Below are 21,048 nucleotides of genomic sequence, written 5' to 3'. Positions count from 1 at the left end.
GGATGAGTTTAAATTACCTTGATTTCGAAAAGCCGATAGCTGATTTAGAAGCGAAGATAGAGGAACTGCGCCTGGTAAACCAAGGTGGTGAGTTCGATGTCGGCATGGAAGAAGATATCACTAAGTTACGTGAAAAAAGTGCAGAGTTAACGCGCAAAATTTTCGCAGACTTAGGTGCCTGGCAGGTGTCACAGTTGGCACGTCATCCTATGCGTCCTTATACATTGGATTATATTCCTCATTTATTTGACGAATTCGATGAGCTGGCTGGGGATCGTGCCTTTGCTGATGATAAGGCCATCGTGGGTGGGCTTGCGGAATTTGATGGACAACCGGTCATGGTAATTGGTCATCAAAAAGGCCGTGATACCCACGAGAAAATTCGTCGCAACTTTGGTATGCCTAAACCAGAAGGGTATCGCAAAGCGTTACGCTTGATGCACATGGCGGAACGTTTCAATTTACCAATCATCACCTTCATTGACACACCTGGCGCTTATCCAGGTGTTGGCGCAGAAGAGCGTGGACAAAGTGAAGCCATTGCGAAAAATCTTAAAGAAATGGCTGAACTCAGTGTGCCGATCATTTGTACCGTTATCGGTGAAGGCGGCTCGGGTGGGGCATTAGCAATTGGTGTGGGTGATCGGGTCAATATGCTGCAATACAGTACCTATTCGGTTATTTCACCAGAAGGTTGTGCGTCTATTTTGTGGAAAAGCGCAGAAAAAGCTCCGCTCGCGGCCGAGGCTATGGGTGTCAGTGCCGGTCAAATTAAAGAACTGGGGTTGATCAATAACATTATTGAGGAACCTTTAGGAGGTGCTCATCGTAATCATGATGCTATGGCTGCCAATCTAAAAGCGACGTTAAAGCAGCAACTGTCTCAATTGATGAGCTTGTCTAAAGAAGACTTGCTTGAGCAGCGCTATGAAAGACTTATGTCGTTTGGTTACTGTTAAAATTACTAAACTGCTTACGACAAAACCGCCTTGTTTACCCAAGGCGGTTTTTTGCTTATGAACGCAATTGAAACTGTAGTCGCCAATATAACCGAGTATTTAGCCGGTGACGGCAAGCAAATTATTGTAGCTTACAGCGGCGGTGTTGATTCCCAAGTTATGTTGCATTGTGTTGCGTCATTGCACCCCAAATATCCCCAACATGACTTTCTTGCGGTACACATTAATCACGGATTACAAGAACAGGCTAATAGCTGGGAGCAGCATTGTAAGACACAATGCGAAGCACTAGGCATACCATTTAAAAGCGTTCGAGTTCATATCGATGTAAAAAGCAAAAAAGGCATTGAAGCCGCGGCTCGGGAACAACGCTATCAAGCGTTAATCAATTGTGCCGATCATGGTTCAATTATTTTTTTAGGCCAACATCTGGACGATCAGGCAGAAACGGTTTTGCTGCAATTAAAAAGAGGGGCTGGGCCAAAGGGATTATCAGCGATGCCAGAATGTCATCAGCACCATTCCGGCGTGATTTTTTCGCGCCCGTTATTACATATAAGCCGTGAGCAACTCGTCGCTTATGCTAGTGATAACCAACTTCAATGGATTGAAGATCCGTCTAATCAAGATAGTCGATACGATAGAAATTTTCTGCGTCACAAAATTATGCCTTTATTGTCTCAACGCTGGCCTGGATTCAGTCAGGCAGTTGCGCGCAGCGCCTCACTGTCTGCACAACAACAAGCCTTACTATATGAGGTTTGCGATGCACGCTTACAATCGATTACTGATGAAAACGATTCGCTAAATATTGATAGTCTTAACGAATACTCTATTGCTTGGCAGCATCAACTCGTGCGTACGTGGCTGGAGCAAAAAAATGTGTCCATGCCGTCGAAAGCGGTTTTGGATGAATTGCAGCAGGTATTGAATGCAAAACATGATGCAGAGCCGATTTTACAATGGCAAGAATGGCAATTTCGGCGCTTTCGAAACAAACTGTTCTGTATAAAGCATTGTGAGGCGCTTAAAGCGGGAAGCAAAATTGCGCTCAAACATGGAAAACTTATACACCCCAATGGATTTGGTCAGCTGATCTTTTCATCGTCTGCTACTAAAAATGTCGGCTCGATCGAAGCACATAAAAGTGTCTTCAGTGAAAAATTCAAACCTCAAGATGCAGCGATGTCCAAACCGTTGAAACAGTGGTTTAAAACCTGGGACATCGCACCGTGGACAAGAGAACAAAGCCTAACCGTGACGTTTGATGGCCTTCCTGTGGCAATTTGGGTAGCGGAAAACGTTATTTTTTCAGTGCATATGCCACCTGTTTTCATTGATAAAATGCAATGGCAGCCTATTGAGCCTGCGCTGTGATCTTCCTTTGTCGATTCTGCTTTACAAAATAATCTAAAAAACAAGCTGCTGGGCACTAGTGTTTTTGGTGGTATCTGACGTAAAATCCACGACTTAGATGTGCATTAAACAATGTGCTTAACAGGATACAGGAGTGTAAAAGTAGTTATGGCAGCCTTTGGTACCGTCTTTATGCCAGAAATGGCACTAGCAACCTTTGAAAATAATCAATGGAGCGAAGCTAGTTTTGTCAGTTCAAATAGCATTCAAATGCATCCTGGTGCCCATGTATTGCACTACTCAAGTACTTGTTTTGAGGGTCTAAAAGCGTTTAAGCATGAAGATGGCTCAATAAACATTTTCCGCATGGATGAAAATGTGAAGCGTATGGCACAAAGCAGTAAGCTGCTTAATCTCCCTGCCATAGATACTGAGTTGCTATCGTCAATGATTATCGACGTCGTTAAAAAATATCAAGACGAAGTACCTGCGCCTCCCGGTTCCATGTATATTCGTCCAACTCATTTTGGTACTGATGCAGCGATCGGAAAAGCGGCTGCGCCATCGGCAAATTCGATGTTATATGTTTTGTTGTCTCCTGTAGGGGATTATTTTTCTGGTGGCGCGAAACCTCTACGATTGCTGTTGGCAAACGATGGTATGCGTTGTGCGCCGCATATGGGGATGATCAAAAGTGGTGGTAACTATGCAAGTGCTTTGGGACCGATTCTTAAAGCCAGAGCGGATGTCAATGCCGATCAAATCCTGTTTTGCCCAGATGGCGATGTGCAGGAAACCGGTGCCGCTAATTTTGTACTGATTGATGGCAATGAAATTATCACTAAGGCATTGGATAGTACCTTTTTACACGGCATCACTCGAGCTTCCTTGCTGCAAATTGCCGCAGATATGGGCATGACAGTCAGTGAAAGAGAGCTGTCTGTAGATGAACTCTTAGAGCGTTCTGCTAAGCCAGGAACCGAAGCGGCACTATCGGGAACCGCAGCGGTGTTAACGCCTGTTGGTACACTGATTAAAGACAATCAGGAGTTTAGCGTAGGTACTGGTGAAGCCGGGCCAACGACAATGAAGTTACGCAAAGCGCTTAACGAAATTCAATGGGGTCAAGCTGCTGACACTCATGGATGGCTAACGAAAATTTAACAGTACTTTACGGGAGAGAATGCTCTCCCGATTTTGCGTCATTTAATGCCCTTCAAGTAAAAAGCGCTCTGTTCGTTCTACCCGTCTAGGCTTGCCAGATATCACCAATACATCATTAGGCTTCAATGGCTCATCCGGGTCTGGGTCTGATATCTCTAGGTTGTTGCGTCGCAAACCCTGCAAAGTTATGCGCTTTTGCAATAAATTGAGTTGAGTGATGCTTTTGCCCACTGCAAAGGCTTCCCGAGACAACACAATAGCATGCATAAATTCCAGTTTATCTTTTGTCCCGTAGGTGATTTCAGTGGTTTCACCAGGGAAAAATCCGTGCATGTGGCGATAGTGATCTTTGCGTTCAGAGCGCACTCTTTTGAGGATGCGCGACATAGGGATCCCCGACAGATGCAGTATTTGTGATACCAACATTAAACTACCTTCAAGGATTTCGGGTACCACTTGCGTCGCGCCTGCAGCATACAGTTCTTCTAGGTGATAGTCTTTTCTTGTCCTGACAACAATCGGCAAGCCGGGCCTGAGTTCGGCGAGAGTTTTAATGACATTAAGTGCTTTTTGATGTTCGTCGAAGGTAATTAACACTAGCTTAGCTGAGTCAATACCTACTGCTCGTAAAATGTCTTTTTGACTTACGTCACCAAAAAATACAGGTTGGCCAGCCCCTCGACTTTCGTTAACACGCACCGCATCAGCGTCGACAACTAGATAGGGGATTTTTTCTATTGTGAGTAGGCGACTTACTGATTGGCCCACACGTCCATAACCAAATATCAGAACGTGATCGGTCATGTTAGGTTGATACACATCTTCGTCTAAAGGATCGGGGGTAACTTGTGGCTCACCGACGATTTTTTTCGCGAACAGTAACCCATTGTCGACTAACCAAGGTGTGACAGCCATACTCAATACACCAATAGCCAACAATACTGAGCCATGGGCCGCACTGATGACATCATGATTAACCGCCAATGCGGCTAACACAAAACTAAACTCACCCATTTGACAAAGTTTTAAACCGGCTGCCCAGGCATCTGTTTTATCACATCTGTACAACCAAGCGCATGCGCGAACAATCAAGGTTTTTAATACCAATATGGTGATCAAGCCAACCAGAATCCAATGGAATTGGCTTACCAAAATTTGCATTTCAAATCGCATTCCAACGGTAATAAAAAACAAACCCATCAAAATGTCTCGAAACGGCCTGATATCCGCTTCAAGCTGGTGGCGATATTGGCTTTCACTTAGCATCATGCCAGCCAAAAAAGCCCCTAATGCCATAGATAACCCAAAAGAGTAGGTGATCCCGGCTGCAATCAACGCCACTAGAATGGTGGTAAGTACAAAAAGTTCATCTGTGCGTGTCCGGGCCACTTCGTTGAATACTCTAGGTAATAACCATTTGCCCACCGATAACAAAAGCGCCACGACGATAGTCCCTTTGAGCAGCGCCATAGTGATGGCAATCCACATGCTAGACTGTGTATCACTGGATAGCAGGGGCACAAGAATGAGTAAAGGAACAACTGCCAAGTCTTGAAATAACAAAATACTGACAACCATTTGTGCACGGGTTGTATTTAGAGAGCCTTTTTCGCTCATCTGTTTAATGACTATTGCCGTCGATGACAGTGCCACCATCCCTCCTATGATCAAAGACGCTTTGGCGTCAAAACCGACGAGAATGGCAAGCCCCATAAATACCAAAGTGGTAAATAACATTTGCCCCAAGCCAATACCAAAAACCAGATGGCGCATGGCGAGCACTTTGGGTAAAGAAAACTCTAAACCTAGGGAAAAAAGCAAAAAAACAATACCTAATTCGGCAAAAAAGTGAATTTCTTCGGGATTGTCGATAACTGCCAGCATGTGCGGACCAGCAAAAATACCACAAACTAAATAGGCGAGGATCGGGGGGAGATTGACACGTTTGAATAGCCAAACCGCAAATACGGCGGCAGTCATCAAAATCAAAATACTCGCAAAACTGACGTGCATACGTGGCAGATCCCTAATCGTGAACCTTAAGTGTACACCAACTAAAAGTAAAAAAAGGTCCGATGGCACAGCAATTGCAAATTCTTTTGTATATTGCCTTTTGGGCCGTTTTTACACATGAATTCGCCAATTTTTTGGCAGGAGCGACAATTGGAACAGATCAGCCAATTATACGACGACACTATTAATGACCATTTGTTCACAAGTGATACTGCGCCTAAAGGCATGAAGCAGCACGAGTCAAATATTGTGATGCAACAGCTAGCGTCAAGTATTGATCTGCATAAATTGGCATCGTTGTATTACAATCAATTGAAAAGTAAATTGAACATTGATGCTGTCACGATTAAGTTTCCAACTGGCCTGATAACCATAGGTGAAGCGCCAGAAAATGCGACATCTAAGTCTCTCGACCAGTCGATAAACCGCAAAATATTCGCAACCTTGGTGTATTCATTTTCAAAAGTGTTGAGCATGCGCGAACACGCCATCTTAATTGAGCTACATCGGCTATTTAAGTTTCCACTGAACAATGCTCTGGAGTATCACAGTATCAAACAATTGGCGTTAAAAGATCATTTGACGTCATTGGGTAATCGCGCCAACTATCAGGAAACACTGCTGCGTTTGATCAGCCAAGCCCATCGTTATGGGGAAGGGTTTGGACTACTGGTCATCGATATGGATAAATTTAAACACATCAACGATACCTTTGGACATCATGAAGGGGACAAAGTACTTATAGCAGTTGCTGAAGTTCTGCGTCACTCCTTACGTGATACTGACTATGCATTTCGTTTTGGCGGTGATGAATTTTGTTGTCTGTTACCTGGTAGTCAAATTGCTACCAACAGTAAAATAGCCCAAAGGATTCAATTGCTTATGAAAAGCGATCCAGTACTGTCTCGACATGCAGTGTCCTGCAGTATTGGCAGTACGGTTTATCTAGCGAACGACAGTGAGCAAGATATTTTTAATCGTGCTGACAGTGCCCTTTATCAAGCCAAACAAAATGGTAGGGCGTGCTACAAAGCGGCCTAAAAGACGAATTAAGGCAAAAATCTGCAGGGCTAACCGCTCTTGGGCAGATCCTTACCGCTTTTGCGTACCAAAACTTATCTGTAAATGCGACTCCGAGATTAGGCGAGTGCCATGTAGTCTGTGCCTTTAGGGACCTAAAAAGGCTGAGCAAGAGCAGTAAAGTTAATACCTCTAAGTTTGCTTACACCGAAAAAGTCCATAGATATTTTTTGTATTAAAATTTCCATATAAATTTCAATAACTTTGCATAACTTCATATCTTATTTGTTCAATACAATAGTGTTACGCTATGCTAATAACACTGATTGCTTCGTAGTTGCGAGGCCAAACCAAGAGACTAGATATGCGACTAACCTTTTTTGGAGTTAGGGGGTCAATTCCTTCGCCTGGACCAGAGTTCGCGAAATACGGTGGAAATACGGCGTGCGTGCACATCCAGTTGGACGATGGCACGGACATCGTTCTCGATGCAGGTACGGGGATTAAAAATCTTGGTCAACAGCTTATTTCTAAGCAATCGGATATCCATTTATTATTGACTCACAATCATTGGGACCATATTCAAGGGTTTCCGTTTTTTTCTCCTATCTATCAGCCAGGGCGTAACATTTTTATCACCCCGGGAATGACTACTTATGATGAACACGATGCAATTTTAAAACAGATGACCGGCAGTTACTTCCCGGTTCACCACAAATCATTGCAATCCAATATCGTGCTTGAAGCCATAGATGAAGAAATCAATAGCTGGCAAATAAATGGTGCGACCATCTATCGTCATGCTATGAATCACCCAGGAAGTGGAAGTTCATACGTGATCGAAGCGGACGGCGCCAAGGTCGCATATATCACCGACAACGAGCTGTATCCTCCTTATCGAAAGGAAACAGACTTTTTACAATGGGTCGATTTTGCGATGAGTGCAGATATCATTATTCATGATGCGCAATACATGTTGTCAGACATGCCCGCAAAATCAGGTTGGGGACACTCAGTGGCTGAAGAAGCCGTCAAGTTAGCGTTAGCAAGCCGCGCTAAGCGTTTGGCCTTGTATAGCCATGATCATATTCGTACCGACGAGCAAATTGCGGCAATTGAAAGTCACTGCCAAGAAGTGATTGCTATCGCTGAAGATGATTTACAAGTGTTTGCTGCTGCAGAAGGCTTGGCAATAGATTTGTAGCGGTGGTGCTTTTTTCCACAGAGATCTCTTGTTGAAATCTCTGCGGAAAGTCCTTTAGAGGTCTACAGGGTTTTCACCCATTCAAGGATACCGTCAATATCCAGAAGCTGCTTTTCTCCAGAGCGACGGTTTTTATATTCCACTTTATTTTCGTCAAGATTTCTTTCGCCAATCACTATTGTATGGGGTACACCAACAAGTTCCATATCATTGAACATGACACCTGGGCGTTCCTTGCGATCATCAAACAGCACATCGATACCCGCTGCTATTAGTTCATCATACATTTTCTCTGCAACTTGCTGTATGCGATGAGATTTATGCATGTTCATCGGGATCAGTGCAATTTTAAATGGCGCGATTGCGTCTGGCCAGATAATGCCATATTTGTCGTGATTTTGTTCAATGGCGGCAGCGACTATTCTTGACACCCCAATCCCATAACAACCCATCGTTAGGATTTGGTGCTTGCCTTGTTCATTCAGTACGCCACAACCCATGGCCTTTGAATATTTGTCACCCAGCTGGAAAATGTGACCGACTTCTATCCCTCGTTTGATTTCGAGCTTTCCTTCGCCGTCGGGTGAGGGATCACCTGCTTCAATGTTACGTAAATCCGCGACCTGATATTCACTTACATCACGATCCCAGTTCACACCTTTTAAGTGTTTACCCGTAATATTTGCGCCACAGATAAAATCACTTAACACAGCCGCACTGCGATCAGCAAACACTGGAATATTTAAGTCCACAGGTCCAAGGGAACCTATTTCGCATCCCAGTTCAGCTACAATTTTATCATTGTTAGCCAACGCGAGCGGGATAGCTACACCTTCTAATTTTTCAGCTTTTATCTCGTTTAACTGATGATCACCGCGTAACACAAGCGCGACAAGCCCTTGTTTACCATTTTCATCGGCCTCACCCAGCACAACGATCGTTTTTGCTACCTTGTCTGCACTGATCTGGAAAAAATTAGTGACATCTTCGATGCTTGACACGTCTGGTGTATCAATCTGACTTTTTTCTTCTGTTGCCTCAGCGGCACTAACTTGCGGTGCGATGGCCTCAGCCATTTCGACATTTGCTGCATAGTCCGAAGAATCGCTAAAAGCGATGGCATCTTCGCCAGATTCAGCCAATACATGAAATTCATGTGATACAGCACCACCAATGGAGCCAGAATCAGCAATGACGGGACGATATTCCAAGCCCATGCGATCAAAAATATTGCAATAGGCGGTAAACATGTCTTTGTAGGTGTCTTCCAATGATTCTTGCGCGGTGTGGAAGGAGTAAGCGTCTTTCATGGTGAACTCTCGTCCACGCATGATGCCAAATCGCGGTCGCACTTCGTCTCGGAATTTGGTTTGAATTTGGTACAGGTTGAGCGGTAACTGTTTATAGCTACTAATTTCGTTTTTCACTAACGCGGTGATGACTTCTTCGTGAGTGGGTCCCAAAACAAAATCTCTGTGATGGCGGTCTTTAATACGAAGCAACTCTGGGCCGTATTCTTCCCAGCGACCACTTTCCTGCCATAAATCAGCAGGTTGCACGACGGGCATCAACATTTCAATTGAGCCTGCTTTATTCATTTCTTCGCGTACAATATTTGCTACTTTATTTAATACCCGAAGGCCAGTCGGTAGCCAGGTGTATAAGCCAGATGCGAGTTTGCGAACCATTCCCGCCCGTAACATAAGTTGATGACTAATCACCTCAGCATCTGCTGGAGTTTCTTTTTGGGTGGACAATAAATATTGGCTAGTACGCATTGTCTGTGCAGTTCCTTATCTTCACAAAATTCAAACTTTTTTGGGCGGGCGACATTCTAACAGCACCACTGAAAAGGCCAAAGGAATAATGTCATCAATAAGTGCTTTAGTGGCTTAGCCAAGTAAACTTTATACTCATTGGAATTGGTATTAGCCTGAAATGTTGGTAACGATGCACTGGTCGTCTTCGACTCTCCATTGAATATTGAGGTCATACAAACTGACGCCATACACCCGATCAGAAGTTTTTTGTTGGTGATATGCGGGGCGAGGATCTTGCGCCAATACCTGTCTGATCAGTAATTCCAAATCAGTATGTTTAGTTTTTTGCTCAATGAGTTGCGATTTTGCGCTTTCTTCAAACTGAACATGCAAATGTGCTCTAGGTGCCTGTTGCGCGTATCCGGCCATGGCCTCAGGTATTGCGTCACTGTAAGGAATATAGGGCTTAATATCTATTATTGGCGTTCCGTCGAGCAAATCCACGCCTGAAACCAATAAACTCACCGCGTTATCCTTAAGTGTTACCGAATCGAGTTTGACTACGCTCATGCCAAGGTTGTTAGGACGATGCGTGCTGCGGGAAGCAAACACGCCGATTTTTTTGTTTCCGCCCAATCTGGGAGGCCTCACCAATGGAGGGTGAGATGGCTTAGCGGTTTGGTGAAATTGAAACATCAACCAGATATGGCTGAACTGGTCCAGTCCACGCACAAAATCCGCGGAGGAATAATCTGCTCGAAAAACGATATGTCCTTTTGCTTCTGACGCAAGGCCCGGTTGACGCGGGATCGCAAACTTTTCTTTAAACGGAGTATGGATAATGGCAATTGGATCTATGGTTATTTGACACATTTTGTAAAACTTATCTCCGGATATGACACGAATTCGACATACTTTAGGCGTAGACTAGTCCTTGTTCACTTCCCGGACCAATATTGGCTTAAACCTGACTAATCGTCGCATTAGTTCTGGTTTAAGTCATTTTTTTTAGTATGCTTACCCTCAAAATTTTGACCTGGATTTCGACAGAAATTGTCGCGATCAATCCTTGAATTCTTTTTTGCGAACACCATATATCCAGTGGATTTCGTTAACTCGTTGATCATTATGGGAATAGTATGATCTATGTAAATAATTTGTCTAAAACGTTTGGTGATTTTGTCGCGGTTAATGACCTTTCTTTTAATATCCAACCCGGAGACGTGGTGGGTTTTTTAGGTCCAAACGGTGCGGGAAAATCCACTACGATGAAAATGTTGACTGGATTTCTTGCGCCAACGGGCGGGGAAATACAAATTGCCGATTTGTCCATTGTCGACGACGCCAAAAAAATCAAACAGATGATTGGCTACTTGCCTGAAGGCGCGCCAGCATACGGGGATATGACACCTCTGCAATTTTTGGAATTCATCGCTAAAGTTCGCGGTTTAAAAGGGCAGCACAAAGACGAGCGGATTAGCACCGTCGTTAAACAAATTGAGCTGCAGTCGGTATTGGACAAGCCAATCGAAAATTTGTCTAAAGGCTTTAAAAGAAGGGTGGGGCTGGCGCAAGCGATTTTGCATGATCCACAAATTTTGATTTTAGATGAGCCCACAGATGGCTTAGACCCAAATCAAAAACATCAAGTCAGAGAACTCATCCAGAACCTTTCCAAAGATAAAATCGTGGTGATTTCCACCCACATTCTTGAAGAAGTAACGGCTGTATGTAATCGCGTTATGATTATTTCTGCTGGACAGCTGATGTTTGACGACACTCCAAAAGCCTTACTTAGAAAATCGAAATACCATAATGCGGTAACACTTCATCTTAGTTACCCATCGGACACCTCTGGGTTTTTAGAGCTGGACAATGTGATTGACATCGAAGACGACCTACCTAACAGCAAGGTAACCTTGATCACCCGAAACGGAGCCGATGTGCTGCACTCTGTGACCGAACATATAAAAGAGAGGCGATTGCCTGTGGATACCATGTTTGTAGAGCAGGGCCGTTTAGACCAAGTTTTTAGAGAATTAACCCAAGGAGAGCAGGCATAATGGGAATGGTTGCAACCTTATTTAAACGAGAGCTTTCTAGTTTCTTTGCTACACCTGTGGCGTACGTTTTTATTACAATATTCTTGATCCTATCCGGGGTTTTTGCATTTTTTATCGGCAGCCTTTACGAAAGAGGGCAAGCTGATTTACTGCCATTTTTTAATTTTCATCCTTGGCTGTACTTGTTCTTAGTACCTGCCATTGCCATGAGAACCTGGTCAGAAGAGCGCAAAAGCGGCACCATTGAATTATTGATGACGCTGCCAATCAGCTCACTGCAGGCTGTATTAGGAAAATTCCTAGCGTCTTGGGCAGTCTTGGGGTTGTCGCTGCTTTTGACTTTTCCATTATGGATAACGGTAAATTATCTTGGAAATCCCGACAATGGCGTAATCATTGCCGCTTACATTGGAAGCTGGCTAATGGCCGGGGCATTCCTGGCGATTGGCATGTGTATGTCGGCGTTGACCAAAAATCAGGTTGTGGCTTTTATCTTGGCTGTAGTCATATGTTTTCTATTTGTCGTCAGTGGCAGTAATATTGTACTCGATGCTTTCAAAGACTGGGCACCATCAATTGTCATCGATACGGTGGCATCCTTCAGTTTCCTGACTCATTTTGAATCCATAGCCAAAGGCGTTATTGCACTTAACGACGTGGGTTATTTCCTTTTATCTATTGCGATTTGGCTGTACGCCAGCTTGTTGATTATCGAACACAAAAAGGCGGACTAATAAAATGAATAAATTCTCCACCTCTTTAATTTTGATTTTATTGGCAGTGCTGTTTTTTGCTTTGACCATATTAAACAATCAGTTGCTTTCCCCGGTGCGCTTAGATTTGACCGAAAACAAAGTGTATTCACTTTCTTCTGGTAGTAAGCAAATAGTCGAAAGTATTGATGAGCCGATCAATTTCTATTTCTTTTATTCTGACAAATCTTCCAAAGGCATGACAACGCTGCGCAATTATGCGAGCCGAGTTGAGAGTATGCTTAGGGAATATGCCAATGCTGCGCCAGGAAAAATCAAACTGAATGTGATCGATCCGGAGCCGTTTTCTGAAGCAGAGGACCAGGCCAATCAATTTGGCTTAACTGCGGCAACCCTGGGTAATCTGGGTGATTCTATTTATTTAGGCTTGGCAGCAACGAATGCCCTTGATGATCAAGAAGTCATCGCTTTTTTTGACCCGCAAAAAGAGAAATTTCTTGAATATGAAATTAGTAAACTTATTCACACCTTATCGAAACCTGCATCCGTTAATGTCACCTTGATAAGTGACTTACCGCTTTCTGGTGGACAAAATCCAATGACGGGGCAATTTGACCCCGCTTGGACGTTTTTATCGCAACTCGAACAATTGTACTCGGTAGAAAAAATCGCAAACAACGCTGACGCTTTGCCTGAGCAAACTGATGTTTTGATCCTAGTGCATCCTAAGGCTCTCAACGAGTCACTAATGTATGCCATCGACCAATATGTGATGAAAGGTGGCAAGCTATTGGCATTTGTTGATCCAAACAATGAATCGGATCCCATGGCGATGATGGCCGGGATGGGGGCAATGGGCCCCAACAGCTCTAATTTGCAACAACTGTTTTCTGCCTGGGGACTGTCTTTTAACAGCGACGAAGTATTACTCGATGCAGAATTAGGACTAGATATTCGCACAGCAGATGGTGGTGTTTCCAGGCACTTTGGTTTCGTAGGTGTTGGGGCGCAGCAATTGGATCGCGATGACGTGACAACTGCGAGTTTGGAAATTATCAACGGTGCATCTTTTGGTGTCTTTGGTCGCACTGAGGATAGTCAACTTGAATGGTTACCATTGATGACGTCATCCGATGATACCGACTTGATGGCTGTTGCACCTTATTCTATGAACCGCGATCCGCAATCTTTAGCGAGAGAGTTTTCAAGCGAAAACAGCAGACATATTTTAGCCGCTAGAATAAGTGGTGCTGCAAATTCTGCATTTGAAACAGCACCAGAGGGTGCAGCGCAACAAGATTTTGTCTCCTACACCACTCAACTTAATGCGATTGTGGTTGGCGATACAGATATGTTGGCAGACAGATTTTGGGTACAACAGGCAAATTTTTTCGGACAGACGGTTTATACACCTTTTGCCAATAACGGCGATTTTGTCACAAATGCCGTTGAAAACTTGGCCGGTAGTGACGCTTTAATCAGTATTCGCAGCAGAGGAACCTTTGCGCGGCCGTTTACAACTGTAGACGCTCTAACCGTTGAAGCTGAGCGAAAATTCCGTGAACAGGAACAAATTCTTCAGCAACAATTGGACGAAACTGAAGCACAACTTGCTCAATTGCAATCTCAACAAACAGAAGGCGCTGCTTTGGTGCTGTCTGCTGAACAGCAGCAAGCCATAGATGACTTCGTTGATAAGAAGGTTGAGATTCGAAAAGAACTGCGCGATGTGCGTCATCAATTAGACAAAGATATTGAAAAACTCGGCAATTGGTTAAAATTCACCAATATTGCCGTAGCACCTTTTGCTTTGATGCTGTTACTAATGCTATTAGCAAGGTTGTTGCGCACAACGTCGAAAAATAAAGAAGGGTTGTCGTAATGAATAAACAAATTTTATCCCTTCTGGTTTTATTGGTCAGTGTGTGTGCTGCAGCATATTTCTTGTATATCAAGTCAATGGAGCAAGCGCCGGAAAAAACCTTGCTCTATCCCAGGTTGCTTGAAAATGCAGACAAGATAGACCGGGTTAAAGTGTCGAGAGCCGACGGTGTAGTGATCGACGCCAGGCGCACTCGTGATGGTTGGCGAACACAGCTTCAACAGCCAACAATTAATTATCCTATTGACCAACAGTCGCTAACTGATTTGGCCGAGAGCCTAACTAGGGCCGTTTTATTTGAATCAAAAACTGCAAAATCGGAAAACTTTTCACGTTTAGGGCTGTTGGACGTTGAGCAAACTGATAGCCAAGCAGCGTTGATTCAAATCGAAGCTGCAGGTGATAGTTACCAGGTCTTAGTGGGAATAGTGGCCAACTCCGGGCAAGGTTCTTACATAAGAAAAGTTGGCGAAAACCAAACCTGGTTGCTTGATAGGGTGATAAATCTACCTACAGATAAAGTGGATTGGCTCAAACAACCTATTTTGGATGTCGATCCTCAAAGCATAATCGCTGTGAAGCGAACCGACTCTAAATCTTTTTCAATTATCAAACAGCAAAATGACGAAATGACTTTTGCTTTATCTGACATTCCTGAAGGTCAAACACTCAAATACGATTCGATTCTTGATGGCTTTGTTAACAATATCACCTCGTTAAATTTTGACGGAATTGAAAACCTCGAGAATGAGCTTTGGCAAGCGAATGACATCGACGCCAGTTTTGAGGTCTCGATGGATGATGGCCTGACAATTTTACTGTCGGTTACTGAAATCGATGAACAGTATTTTGCGAAGTTTGAATCTGTCAATCCAGATGCCGCCCGTTATTGGAATGGCCAAACGTACAAAATTTCTAGCTTTGCATTTGGTCAACTTAACAAAGGATTGGATGACTTCGTTGAAATCCCTGCCGTTGAATCCGATACTCCAGAAATACCTTCTATTGACGAAGGTGAAGCGCCATCTGGCGATTAAGTTACAAATGAGCTGCTTTTAACTGCCCGCACTTAAAAGCAGTTCTTTTACGTTGTTACACATCGACATCAAAGCCACAATTAATCATCATGTTTACTACTCAATAGAAGTGTCAACTATTTTTACATTTCAGGCGAGTACAGTGCTGCTAAATCGCGACATAAATTTTAAATTCTTTATATTTCAATAGACTACATTTGGTGGTCCATATATTGCTGCATTTTGTAGGGTTAAAAAAATGACCGTAAAGAGATGGAGTTGTACTTTACTGACCCAGTCGCAAGCCACAAAGAATGGAAAAAGAGGTAAGTTGTGAAGAAATTAAAATTACTCAGCGTCAGTGTCGCAGCCTTATGCAGTGCCGCTGCCTTGTCACCCGCACAAGCACTTGTGATCAATTTAAACAACACTGGCGGTGTTGAAATGGGAACCCAAGCGTTTTATGGATTCTCAGTAGCCAGCGCGTTTTGGGAAAATGTCATCTCAAACGACGTTGAAGTTAATCTAGATGTCGGTTTTGGAGGGCTTCCACCCAATGTTTTGGGCTCTACAGGTAGTTCTCGATTAGTCGCAGACCTTGGACAATTTGTTAATGCCCTTCAGGCCACAGGTACAACAAATTTGGACTCAAATTTAGTAATGCCGAATTTGGTAGCGTCCACCGCTGGTGGCTCAGCGGCAGTAGACGCTTTAATTTCCGCTCCGCGTCCCGATGGTACAGGTGTCGCTTTGCCTGTATCCCGTGCTCTCGACAGTGATGGTGGAGCTAACAACTCATTTTTGGCCGCTAATACTGCTGTGTTAAAAGCCGTTGGTTTGCTGGCAGCGGATGCTGCTGGGGCTGATGGAACTGTGACATTCAGTAGTGATTTTGCTTTTGATTTTAATCCGCAAGACGGCATTGATGGAGACAAAATCGATTTTATTGGTGTAGCAATTCATGAAATTGGACATGCACTAGGCTTTGTCTCTGGGGTCGATGTTTATGATATAAACACTGGCTTTGGGGGAGATATTGGTAATTTCGCCATCATGAGTGCATTAGATCTATTCCGCTATAGTGCTGACAGTGCAGCTCAGGGCGCTTTGGATTGGGCGGTTGGTGGAGACTTTATGACGAATGAAGCACCTTACTTTTCCATTGATGGTGGAGCCTCTGTTTTTACTGCAGGCTCAGGAGCCGGTTTCTTCTCTACGGGTAGAACCTTCGGAGACGGGCGTCAGGCAAGTCACTGGAAAGATATAGCTCCACCCTTGGGTCTGCTTGATCCAACTGTGAGTTTTGGTACAGGTACTGAAGTCACTTCGCTTGATTTGGCTGCATACGATGCAATGGGTTGGAATATTAGCTATGACGTGTTCAATGACAGAGATCGTACCTTTGCAGGTACAGAGTTATTTGGTGTGACATCGGTTAACGCACCTGCGACCGTATCTATCATGTTGCTCGGCCTTGGCCTGTTCGGCGCAACGTCACGTAGAAGAAATAAAGCCAAATAACACCCTATCAAGCAAATTTAAAAGCCGTTTAGCTCATTGAGTTAAGCGGCTTTTTTATTGAGCTAAACAAGCTCTTAACAGGGCTTTTAGTTTGTCTTCGCCTAAACTGGTCGCCATACGGATATTGTCGATGGGGATCTGCTCAGGGTTTTTGTGGGCATGAATGGCTTTTTCCAAACTGCTCTCTCGGAGAAGATGAAACATAGGAAAAGGCGAACGATTTGTGTAATTTGCTGGCGAATTAGACAATTCACCTTCAAAAATATAGTCGGGATGAAAGCTAGCGATTTGATAAGTGCCCCTGTGGCCTGAATTATCTATCCATTCATCTGCGATATCTAACGCATCCAAATAATCATAGAAGCCTTCCAATCCTGTACCAAAGATCAGCAGAGTGGTCTCAATATCTGTATTAGCGTTTAAAAGCTGTATCTCACGTTCAAGGAATTGTTTTAAATGACTTTTTTGGTATTTATGCAAGTATTCATAGCGAATGCTGTTGGCAACCACTTCACGTTTCGCAAATGGGCAGAAATTAAGGCCAACAACTACAGCATCAACCCACGCCTTAGTGGCGCCAATCGCCTGTTCCGATTCGCTAGGTGTGTGCTGTGACATTACGAGCGATATTTTACGTAGGCTTCCAAGGTGTTTTCGATCAGGCTGGCGACCGTCATAGGACCAACACCGCCGGGCACGGGCGTTATCCAACCCGCTCTGTCTTTAGCAACATCAAACTCTACATCACCAACCAATGAACCATCTGCTTGGCGGTTAATGCCAACATCGATTACGATTGCACCAGGTTTAACCCAATCGCCCGGAATAAATTCGGCTTTACCTACGGCAACCACAAGTATGTCTGCACGTTCTACATGACTTTTTAGATCCTGGGTGAACTTATGACAAGTGGTCACTGTGCATCCGGCTAAAAGCAGCTCCAATGACATTGGACGTCCAACAATGTTGGAAGCTCCAACTATGACCGCATCCAGGCCTTTTGCAGGGCGTTTTGTAGACTCAATTAAGGTCATTATGCCTTTAGGCGTGCAAGGCCTCAGTGCGGGCATACGCTGCACCAGACGGCCGATATTGTATGGATGGAAGCCATCAACATCTTTATCGGGTTGTATTCTTTCCAAAACTTGCTCAGCGTTTAAGCCAGCTGGAAGTGGTAACTGCACAAGTATGCCGTCTACGTTGTCATCTTTGTTTAAGTCATCAACCAAGTTAAGCAAATCACTTTGTGACGTATTGGCTGGTAAATCGTAAGCTCGATCAACAAAGCCAACTTCTTCGCAAGCTCTGCGCTTATTGGCAACGTACACCCCTGAAGCCGGATCGCTACCGACTTTAATGACCGCTAAACCCGGCGCGCGTTTCCCCGCGGCGGTTATTGCTTCAACCTGGGAGGCTACGTTTTCACGCACTTGTTTGGCGATAGATTTTCCATTGATAATTTGAGCTGGCATTTTTTGAGACATTGAAAAGGAGAATTAGGATATTGTCCCATACCCTGAGGGATTATCGCAACGCTGATGGTTCAAATATTCACACTGACCCATTCAAAAATGCAGTATAATTTGCGGTCTCATCATTTTTACGCTCGCAATATAATGTGTAGAACGTATTAAGACATTCGTAAAGGAACAGAATCATTGGAATTTTCAGGCGTTGAAATCTTCGGTTATTGCGCATCGGCTCTTATCGCTTATTCATTAACACGCAGTTCTATCATTAAGCTCAGATGGTTTAATTTGTTTGGCGCATCATCGTTTTGTGTCTACGGAGTGATCATTGGCGCCACGCCCGTTGCATTGCTCAACGGCTTCATAGCCTTAACCAACATTGTGTATTTGCGTAAGATGCTATTACAGGCTGAAACTCACTTTTCGGTACTGGAAGTCAGCATGCCCTCTAACTATGTTGATTTCTTCTTAAATTATCACAAAGCTGAAGTTGATCATTTTTTTCCGCGTTTTTTCAAAAAAATGGATGAGCCAAATCGACGCTATTATTTCATGATGGAAAACACCGAAGTTGTTGGTTTATTGTCGGGTTTCCCGGTTGAAGAAAACAGCTTTATGGTCGACTTTGATTTTGTCGTGCCTGAATACCGTGAGTGTCGACTTGGTCAGTTTGTGCTTGCGCAAGGTCAGCAGCTTAAAAAAGTTACGGGCTACGAACAAATTTTTGCCAAAGCAGATAGCACAGAGCACGAACACTATTTACAACAACTTGGTTTTTCTCCAAAGAAGAATGGTATATGGTCCTATGATGGGCAAACAAATTGAGTTGAATAAATGAAAAAGCTTAAAAATGAGGCACAACTTCTAAAGCTCGCGCTCTCTGTGGGAGAAACCTATTCAAAAAACCGTGGTTACACCGGGTTTAGCGCAACGATGGGACAAAAAGAAAAAGTCGAAATTATTTATCGATTGTTGGTCAATGATAAATTGGTTGCTCCTTTACCCAGTGACTCAGAAGATTTACTCAGTATGAAACATCGTTTGGCGGTCTGGGTAAAAAATAAATTGCCAGCGAGCCATGAGTTATTGCAATAATCCTGTTTGAAGAAATGCAATGCAATTTAGCTCAAAAAAGGATGAAATTGAGTTAAAAACAAGCAACTAGAAAGTTTGTCGAAAAAAGTGTTTGACGACATTAGGGCAAGTGGGTAATATGCGCCCCCCGTAGCGATGAGGAATTATTGCTACGTAGGTTCGGTGAGTAGCGCAGCTTGGTAGCGCACTTGGTTTGGGTCCAAGGGGTCGCAGGTTCGAATCCTGTCTCACCGACCATTTTTTTATTTGCTTTGATTCGTCGAGCGTCCGTAGCTCAGCTGGATAGAGCACCCGCCTTCTAAGCGGGTGGTCGCAGGTTCGAATCCTGCCGGACGCGCCATGCGACCGGAAGGATTAAAATCTTAAGGGCTCGCAAAAATCTGGCAAGTAAAAATAAAATAGTGTAAAACAGGTAAACACAGTGGTGGGCGTAGCTCAGTTGGTAGAGCCCCGGATTGTGATTCCGGTGGTCGTGGGTTCAAGCCCCATCGCCCACCCCACTTGCGGAAGTGGTGGAATTGGTAGACACGCTGGATTTAGGTTCCAGTGCTTCACGGCGTGAGAGTTCAAGTCTCTCCTTCCGCACCATCTTGTTGACGTTCAGTATAAATCCATTACTTAGCAGTTTGCTGCCTTAGAGCGGATTTTTTCCCTTGCTCGTCCATTCAAACACTTTCAGTGTTAGTTTTTCTTAATATTCAATCCTTCCGAAGGAATATCCAAATACAAATTGATGGTTCTTCCTCCTCTTAACACGCTAAATACCAGTGTCATCGCGTTCGGAATCAGTTGTTGTATTTGTTCGAGACCCTCTTCAGTATTCACGTCTATTCCATTTACAGTTTGTAAAACGTCACCAGGTTGAAAACGTGCAGCTCTGAATAGTTTCGGATTAAGGCCAGGCACTACGCTGTAGCCTTGCGATGAATTGTTCTCATCAACGGGGACTAAACGAACAATGTGTTCCAGTTCCTTGGGACGGTTCCCAATTGCTTGTTCTAGAGATTGATCTTGCTCAGTTGTTTCACGAGTTTCATTATTAGTGCTGATATCACCTTCGCTCGTCTTTGTGCCTTGAAGTCTGAGGACTTCGATTTTTCCATCATTATCAAGTACCACTCGATCATTTCGTATTTCTTTGATGATGGCGTTTGTGTAAGCAATTTGATCCTCAATGAAGTAAGTTCGAACTTGCAGACGAGATTGAATCGTGGCTGATGATTCTGTTTCTATATTGCTTGCCACAACACCCAATAGGGTCAACTCCAATTTGGTCGGTTCGGCGTTTGGATAATTGCTTTCTGGCAATGTGTCAGTGGAATGAGCAATCTCTGCAGCACTGAGTGGTTCATCACTGTCGTCCAAAAAACTTGATTTTGCTTCGTCGGATAATTCAATCGGCTGGTGTTCATTTTGCGAGAACAAAAAGTAACTTAACACCGCAATTGCCAAAACAAGTGTAGCTAAGATAATTTTGCTGGCAGACCCTGCATTGTCACTCACGATAAAAATCCTCTTTATTTCTAAATACCCGCCAAGCATAACGGCGCAGCTCGACCATCACAATGACTTATTCTTAGTAAAATGCCGTTAAATCAGTCACTAATCGTTAATGAGTCAGAATTTTCACAAACTCCAGAGTAAAAATCTTCCAGGTAATTTAATTGCGCTGCGAAAGTTGACTTAAAATATGAATTAACTATTCACATATTGATTCATATTTTAATTTTGTTGTTTCATTATTTAAGTCTATTATCTTGCCGATTTATAAAACTCAATAAATACAATGCGTTACGAGGTTTGTAAAAGTTGG

Annotated in this window: 18 protein-coding genes and 4 tRNA genes; 16 read left to right on the top strand and 6 right to left on the bottom strand. The window is 43.7% G+C overall.

Annotated elements, in window-relative coordinates; all coding sequences use genetic code 11:
• The first annotated feature begins 2 nt into the window (after nt 1-2).
• The 3 genes from accA (at nt 3) to FM019_RS10215 (ending at nt 3,479) form a co-directional block, all read left to right on the top strand.
• Nucleotides 3-959 (top strand): acetyl-CoA carboxylase carboxyl transferase subunit alpha, encoded by a 957-nt coding sequence (accA, locus tag FM019_RS10225; RefSeq protein WP_143835839.1) that lies wholly within the window; start codon nt 3-5, stop codon nt 957-959.
• 57 nt (nt 960-1,016) lie between these two features.
• Nucleotides 1,017-2,336, top strand: coding sequence for a tRNA lysidine(34) synthetase TilS (tilS, locus tag FM019_RS10220; RefSeq protein WP_143835838.1), 1,320 nt, complete (start codon nt 1,017-1,019; stop codon nt 2,334-2,336).
• 147 nt (nt 2,337-2,483) lie between these two features.
• Nucleotides 2,484-3,479, top strand: a complete 996-nt coding sequence (locus tag FM019_RS10215; RefSeq protein ID WP_143835837.1) for a branched-chain amino acid aminotransferase — start codon at nt 2,484-2,486, stop codon at nt 3,477-3,479.
• Nucleotides 3,480-3,521: 42 nt separating this feature from the next.
• Here FM019_RS10215 and FM019_RS10210 read toward each other — a convergent pair whose 3' ends face one another.
• Nucleotides 3,522-5,492, bottom strand: coding sequence for a cation:proton antiporter (locus tag FM019_RS10210; protein WP_143835836.1), 1,971 nt, complete (start codon nt 5,490-5,492; stop codon nt 3,522-3,524).
• 150 nt (nt 5,493-5,642) lie between these two features.
• Between FM019_RS10210 and FM019_RS10205 the strand changes: the two genes are divergently transcribed.
• A complete protein-coding gene (locus FM019_RS10205) occupies nt 5,643-6,533 on the top strand; it encodes a GGDEF domain-containing protein (protein ID WP_185969252.1) in 891 nt (296 codons plus the stop codon).
• Nucleotides 6,534-6,876: 343 nt separating this feature from the next.
• Nucleotides 6,877-7,716, top strand: coding sequence for an MBL fold metallo-hydrolase (locus FM019_RS10200; protein WP_143835834.1), 840 nt, complete (start codon nt 6,877-6,879; stop codon nt 7,714-7,716).
• 62 nt (nt 7,717-7,778) lie between these two features.
• Here FM019_RS10200 and FM019_RS10195 read toward each other — a convergent pair whose 3' ends face one another.
• Together FM019_RS10195 and tsaA are read right to left on the bottom strand one after the other, a co-directional pair.
• The gene (locus FM019_RS10195; RefSeq protein WP_143835833.1) at nt 7,779-9,494 is read right to left on the bottom strand and encodes a proline--tRNA ligase; all 1,716 of its coding nucleotides are present in this window, start codon (nt 9,492-9,494) and stop codon (nt 7,779-7,781) included.
• Nucleotides 9,495-9,644: 150 nt separating this feature from the next.
• Nucleotides 9,645-10,349 carry a tRNA (N6-threonylcarbamoyladenosine(37)-N6)-methyltransferase TrmO gene (gene tsaA, locus FM019_RS10190; RefSeq protein WP_143835832.1) on the bottom strand — a complete coding sequence of 235 codons (705 nt, stop codon included), beginning with the start codon at nt 10,347-10,349 and terminating at the stop codon, nt 9,645-9,647.
• Nucleotides 10,350-10,615: 266 nt separating this feature from the next.
• Here tsaA and FM019_RS10185 point away from each other — a divergent pair, with 266 nt between their 5' ends.
• The 5 genes from FM019_RS10185 (at nt 10,616) to FM019_RS10165 (ending at nt 16,671) form a co-directional block, all read left to right on the top strand.
• Nucleotides 10,616-11,539, top strand: a complete 924-nt coding sequence (locus tag FM019_RS10185) for an ABC transporter ATP-binding protein (protein ID WP_143835831.1) — start codon at nt 10,616-10,618, stop codon at nt 11,537-11,539.
• Complete coding sequence (locus FM019_RS10180) at nt 11,539-12,273, top strand: ABC transporter permease subunit (protein ID WP_143835830.1); 735 nt, start codon at nt 11,539-11,541, stop codon at nt 12,271-12,273. The genes FM019_RS10185 and FM019_RS10180 overlap by 1 nt, the downstream gene beginning before the upstream one ends.
• 4 nt (nt 12,274-12,277) lie before the next feature.
• On the top strand, nt 12,278-14,134 hold the full coding sequence (locus FM019_RS10175; protein ID WP_143835829.1) for a GldG family protein: 1,857 nt from the start codon (nt 12,278-12,280) through the stop codon (nt 14,132-14,134).
• On the top strand, nt 14,134-15,171 hold the full coding sequence (locus FM019_RS10170; protein WP_143835828.1) for a DUF4340 domain-containing protein: 1,038 nt from the start codon (nt 14,134-14,136) through the stop codon (nt 15,169-15,171). The genes FM019_RS10175 and FM019_RS10170 overlap by 1 nt, the downstream gene beginning before the upstream one ends.
• Before the next feature lie 312 nt (nt 15,172-15,483).
• On the top strand, nt 15,484-16,671 hold the full coding sequence (locus tag FM019_RS10165; protein ID WP_143835827.1) for an NF038122 family metalloprotease: 1,188 nt from the start codon (nt 15,484-15,486) through the stop codon (nt 16,669-16,671).
• 54 nt (nt 16,672-16,725) lie between these two features.
• On the opposite strand, the gene FM019_RS10160 is transcribed toward FM019_RS10165, so the two are convergent.
• The gene (locus FM019_RS10160; protein WP_143835826.1) at nt 16,726-17,289 is read right to left on the bottom strand and encodes a DUF1415 domain-containing protein; all 564 of its coding nucleotides are present in this window, start codon (nt 17,287-17,289) and stop codon (nt 16,726-16,728) included.
• Nucleotides 17,289-18,143 (bottom strand): bifunctional methylenetetrahydrofolate dehydrogenase/methenyltetrahydrofolate cyclohydrolase FolD, encoded by an 855-nt coding sequence (folD, locus tag FM019_RS10155; protein WP_143835825.1) that lies wholly within the window; start codon nt 18,141-18,143, stop codon nt 17,289-17,291. Before folD ends, FM019_RS10160 begins: the two co-directional genes overlap by 1 nt.
• A 186-nt stretch (nt 18,144-18,329) precedes the next feature.
• On the opposite strand from folD, the gene FM019_RS10150 reads away from it, so the two are divergent.
• The 6 genes from FM019_RS10150 to FM019_RS10125 all read left to right on the top strand — a co-directional run bounded on the left by FM019_RS10150 (nt 18,330) and on the right by FM019_RS10125 (nt 19,823).
• Nucleotides 18,330-18,965, top strand: a complete 636-nt coding sequence (locus tag FM019_RS10150) for a GNAT family N-acetyltransferase (protein WP_143835824.1) — start codon at nt 18,330-18,332, stop codon at nt 18,963-18,965.
• 9 nt (nt 18,966-18,974) lie between these two features.
• Nucleotides 18,975-19,235, top strand: a complete 261-nt coding sequence (locus FM019_RS10145; RefSeq protein ID WP_143835823.1) for a DUF5062 family protein — start codon at nt 18,975-18,977, stop codon at nt 19,233-19,235.
• Between the two features lie 160 nt (nt 19,236-19,395).
• Nucleotides 19,396-19,472: transfer RNA gene (locus FM019_RS10140), tRNA-Pro, on the top strand.
• A gap of 26 nt (nt 19,473-19,498) precedes the next feature.
• Nucleotides 19,499-19,575, top strand: a tRNA-Arg gene (locus tag FM019_RS10135).
• Nucleotides 19,576-19,659: 84 nt separating this feature from the next.
• A tRNA-His gene (locus tag FM019_RS10130) sits at nt 19,660-19,735 on the top strand.
• 3 nt (nt 19,736-19,738) lie between these two features.
• Nucleotides 19,739-19,823 (top strand) — tRNA-Leu (locus FM019_RS10125).
• Between the two features lie 93 nt (nt 19,824-19,916).
• Here the strand turns inward: FM019_RS10125 and gspC are convergent.
• Nucleotides 19,917-20,738, bottom strand: coding sequence for a type II secretion system protein GspC (gene gspC / locus FM019_RS10120; RefSeq protein WP_185969251.1), 822 nt, complete (start codon nt 20,736-20,738; stop codon nt 19,917-19,919).
• Nucleotides 20,739-21,048 lie beyond the last annotated feature (310 nt).

Source organism: Aliiglaciecola sp. M165 (genome assembly GCF_007197995.1).
Lineage (GTDB): Bacteria > Pseudomonadota > Gammaproteobacteria > Enterobacterales > Alteromonadaceae > Aliiglaciecola.
The sequence above is the reverse complement of the archived record's forward strand: the minus strand, read 5'-3'. Positions and strand labels throughout refer to the sequence as shown.

Coding starts and splice junctions, on each gene's coding strand:
- accA (WP_143835839.1), top strand. CDS start 3: ATGAGTTTAAATTACCTTGATTTCGAAAAGCCGATAGCTGATTTAGAA.
- tilS (WP_143835838.1), top strand. CDS start 1,017: ATGAACGCAATTGAAACTGTAGTCGCCAATATAACCGAGTATTTAGCC.
- FM019_RS10215 (WP_143835837.1), top strand. CDS start 2,484: ATGGCAGCCTTTGGTACCGTCTTTATGCCAGAAATGGCACTAGCAACC.
- FM019_RS10210 (WP_143835836.1), bottom strand. CDS start 5,492: ATGCACGTCAGTTTTGCGAGTATTTTGATTTTGATGACTGCCGCCGTA.
- FM019_RS10200 (WP_143835834.1), top strand. CDS start 6,877: ATGCGACTAACCTTTTTTGGAGTTAGGGGGTCAATTCCTTCGCCTGGA.
- FM019_RS10195 (WP_143835833.1), bottom strand. CDS start 9,494: ATGCGTACTAGCCAATATTTATTGTCCACCCAAAAAGAAACTCCAGCA.
- tsaA (WP_143835832.1), bottom strand. CDS start 10,349: ATGTGTCAAATAACCATAGATCCAATTGCCATTATCCATACTCCGTTT.
- FM019_RS10185 (WP_143835831.1), top strand. CDS start 10,616: ATGATCTATGTAAATAATTTGTCTAAAACGTTTGGTGATTTTGTCGCG.
- FM019_RS10180 (WP_143835830.1), top strand. CDS start 11,539: ATGGGAATGGTTGCAACCTTATTTAAACGAGAGCTTTCTAGTTTCTTT.
- FM019_RS10175 (WP_143835829.1), top strand. CDS start 12,278: ATGAATAAATTCTCCACCTCTTTAATTTTGATTTTATTGGCAGTGCTG.
- FM019_RS10170 (WP_143835828.1), top strand. CDS start 14,134: ATGAATAAACAAATTTTATCCCTTCTGGTTTTATTGGTCAGTGTGTGT.
- FM019_RS10160 (WP_143835826.1), bottom strand. CDS start 17,289: ATGTCACAGCACACACCTAGCGAATCGGAACAGGCGATTGGCGCCACT.
- folD (WP_143835825.1), bottom strand. CDS start 18,143: ATGCCAGCTCAAATTATCAATGGAAAATCTATCGCCAAACAAGTGCGT.
- FM019_RS10145 (WP_143835823.1), top strand. CDS start 18,975: ATGAAAAAGCTTAAAAATGAGGCACAACTTCTAAAGCTCGCGCTCTCT.